Genomic DNA, 3525 nt, shown 5'->3' with positions numbered 1-3525 from the left:
GCCGCCGCGGTGCTGGCCGCGGTGGCCCTGTGCGCCGCGGTGGCGGCCGGGATCTGCGGTCAGCGGCCCGTCAACCGCGCTCGTCGGCTCCCGACGTGGTCTCGATGGGGGCGTCCACCCCGCCGTCGGTGAGCATCGGGACGTCGAAGACGAACTCGGGGATCGCGAAAGCGTCCACCAGGGTCCGCGCCTTGCCCGCGAGCTTGGTGCACAGGCGGTTGCGGGCGGCGGTCGCGGCCTTGGTGCGCTCGGTCGTCAGGCGGTTGTGCTCGAGGAACCACCCCTTGTCGCGGTCCACGATGTCCAGGACGTAGAGGTCGCACAGCGTTCCCAGGACCTCCTTGGCCTCGGGGTCCTCGCAGGCGTCCACGGCCTCGGCGAAGCGGGCGAACACCCAGCTGTCCATGTGCGCGCGCCCGGCCTGCAGCATGTGGTCCTGCGCCGAGTTGAACACCTTGAACGCCGCCGAGCCGTCCTCGCCCTGGGCCTTGCGCAGGCGGCGGGCGACCGTCTCCAACAGGTGCTCCTCGCGGTCCACCAGCAGTTCCAGCTGGTTGGCGCGGTCGAGCAGGTCCGTGTTCTCCCGGTCCGTCACCGTGTCGATGAGCTTCTGCCACAGCGTCGACGCCCGGGCCTTCTCCTGCACCACGTCCACCGCGGTGGTGAGGGCGAAGGCCACGGTCTCGCGCTGGTCCATGTCCCCGAACTCCGCGGCGTAGGCTCCGAGCAGCTCTTTGGCCACCAACTGCGTCAGCACCACGTTGTCGCCCTCGAACGTCGAGAAGACGTCGCAGTCCCTGCGCATCTCGGTGAGCAGGTTCTCGGCCATGTACCCGGCCCCACCGCAGGCCAGACGGGCCTCGATGATGGTGTCGTTGGCGAAGCCCGTCACGGTGGCCTTGATCCCCGCGGCGTGGGACTCCATCTCGCGGCGCCGCTCGGCGTCGAACGCCTCCGGGTTCTTCTCGAAGTCGTGGAGCTCGGCGACGATCGCGTTCTGGGCGCACGCGTAGGCGTACGCGCGGGCCACCCGCGGCATCAGACGACGCTGGTGCTCGCGGTACTCCAACAGCGGGATGCCCTTGCCCGTCGCGGGGTGGTCGAACTGGCGGCGGATCAGCGAATACCGCACCGAAAGCGCGAGTGAGGTCCGGGCCGCGGCACCGGCGGCCGCACCCACCGAGACCCGGCCGCGGATCAGCGTGCCGAGCATGGTGAAGAAGCGGGCACCGACGGAGTCGATGGGCGACGAGTACTGTCCGTCGGCGTCCACCGCACCGAACCGGTCGAGCAGCGCCTCACGGGGGACACGCACGTGGTCGAACATGATCTTGCCGTTGTCCACGCCGAGCAGTCCGCCCTTGTGCCCGTGATCGGTCGTCCTGACCCCCGGCAGGTCGTTCCCGGCCTCGTCCCGGATCGGCACCAACAGGCAGTGGACCCCGTGGCGGAGCTCCTCACCGCTCTCGGCGCGGGTGATGAGCTGCGCGAACACCGCGGCCATGGACCCGTCGCGGGCCGCGTTGCCGATGTACCACTTCTCGGAACTCGGAGTGGGGGAGTGGACGACGAACTCGTCGGTCTCCGTGTCGAAGGTGGCGGTGGTCTCGAGGTTCTGCACATCCGACCCGCCGCCGAGCTCGGTCATGGCGAAGCAGCCCATGAGGTCGAGGTTCATGACTCCCGGCAGGTACTTCCCACGCGTCTCGGCGTCGCCGAGATTCGCGATCGCCCCGCCGAACAGGCCCCACTGCACGCCGGCCTTGACCATGAGGGACAGGTCGAGGTGGCCGAGCATCTCGAAGGAGGTCAACGCCCCACCGGTGTCCCCGGTGCCGCCGTCCTCGGTGCGGAACCCCAGCCCGGGCATGCCCGAGTCGGCCAGGCGCCTCATCTGGTCGAGCACATGGGCGCGATGCTCCTCCATCGTGACCCCGATCGGGTTGAGCATGTCCGGGGTCATGGCCTCCCGCGTCATCCGGCGCGCGTCCGCCCAGCGGCCGTCGAGGACCTTCTGGAGCCCGGCGGCGAGGGCGGGGTCCCCCTGACCGGTGGTGGTGATGCGGCCGTAGTGGGGATGGCCCGTGTGGGTCGTCTGGGGGGCTGCCGCCCCCGGGGCCGCGGCGTTCTGGACGTCGGTCTGGGAGGTCATGACACGACTCTACGGATCGTCCACGCCGAAGTGCACCGGTAGCGCGGCCGGAATCGGACCGTCAGGGGACGCAAATGACCGAGGTCCCGGACCGTGAACGGCCCGGGACCTCGCATTGTCGGGGTGGCGGGATTCGAACCCACGACCTCTTCGTCCCGAACGAAGCGCGCTACCAAGCTGCGCCACACCCCGGTGACAACGAGGGATACTCTAGCGCCCCGCCGGGTGATTCGCGAAACCGGGGTGATTCGCGAAACCGGGTCAGGCCGGCAGCGGCACCCGTTCGCGCAGCGGCGTCTCCGGCACCGTCGCGTCGTCTCCGCCACCGCCGGGTCCGGCGACCAGCTCGAGAAGTGTGGCCTCGGGCCTGCAGAACGTCCGGACCGGCACGTACGGCGAGGTCCCGAGTCCGGCGGACACGTGCAGGACCAGGTTCCGGCCCCACGCGGACAGGCCCTGCGCCCGCGAGCGGTCGATGCCGCAGTTGGTGACGATCGCCCCCGTGGGCAGGCAGAGCTGTCCGCCGTGGGTGTGGCCCGCCACCGCGAGGTCGTACCCGTCGGCGTCGAAACGGTCCAGTACCCGGGGCTCCGGGGAGTGGACCAGCCCGATCCGCAGGTCGAACGCCGGCCCGGCGGGTCCCTCGATCTCGCTGTAGCGGTCGCGACCGATGTGGGGGTCGTCGACGCCCGCCACCAGGACGCGCCGGCCGTCCACGACGATCTCCGCACGCCGGTGGGTGGCGTCGACCCAGCCCCGCTCGGAGAACGCCGCCTTGAGGTCGCGCCACGGCAGCGGGACGGACGAGTGCTTCTTCCGGCCGATCCCGAGGTAGGACAGGGGGTTCTTGGGCACCGGGGCGTAGTAGTCGTTGGAGCCGAAGACGAACGCCCCGGGCCGGCCGAGCAGCGGGCCGAGCGCCTGCACGACCGACGGCACCGCGCGCACGTCCGACAGGTTGTCGCCGGTGTTGAGCACCAGGTCCGGCTCCAGCCGCGCCAGTGCCGCCAGGAAGTCCTGCTTGCGCTTCTGGCCGGGCATCATGTGCAGATCCGAGATGTGCAGGATCTTGAGGGGCTCCGACCCCGGCGCGAGCAGGGGGAGCGAGTGGCGTCGGACGGTGAACGCGTTGCGCTCCCACCCCGAGGCGTAGACGGTCCCGGCCACGACCGCCCCCGCGAGGACGGCCGCCGCGCGGGCGGAGGGACTCGACGGGGTGCTCTGGGGCCGACGTGAGGGGCGCTGCATCTTTCCACCCTACCGGCGGTAGCGGGAACCCCCCGGCCGCGGCGACTACCTCGGGGGCGAGATGGTGATCGGTGCGAGCCCGGGGACGTTGAGGACGACGGGCTCGTCGCCGATCGCGGCCCCCG

General features: G+C 71.1%; 2 protein-coding genes and 1 tRNA gene. All 3 read right to left on the bottom strand.

What is annotated here, in order from left to right:
• Window positions 1-70: 70 nt before the first annotated feature.
• Complete coding sequence (locus tag G6020_RS01795) at window positions 71-2152, bottom strand: acyl-CoA dehydrogenase (protein WP_182609468.1); 2082 nt, start codon at window positions 2150-2152, stop codon at window positions 71-73.
• Between the two features lie 118 nt (window positions 2153-2270).
• Window positions 2271-2344 (bottom strand) — tRNA-Pro (locus tag G6020_RS01790).
• Window positions 2345-2413: 69 nt separating this feature from the next.
• The gene (locus G6020_RS01785; RefSeq protein WP_182609467.1) at window positions 2414-3400 is read right to left on the bottom strand and encodes a metallophosphoesterase; all 987 of its coding nucleotides are present in this window, start codon (window positions 3398-3400) and stop codon (window positions 2414-2416) included.
• Window positions 3401-3525: the final 125 nt, after the last annotated feature.

It is taken from the genome of Dietzia sp. B19 (assembly GCF_014145155.1).
Classification (GTDB): Bacteria; Actinomycetota; Actinomycetes; order Mycobacteriales; family Mycobacteriaceae; genus Dietzia; species Dietzia natronolimnaea.
This window is presented reverse-complemented; position numbering and strand designations above follow the sequence as displayed.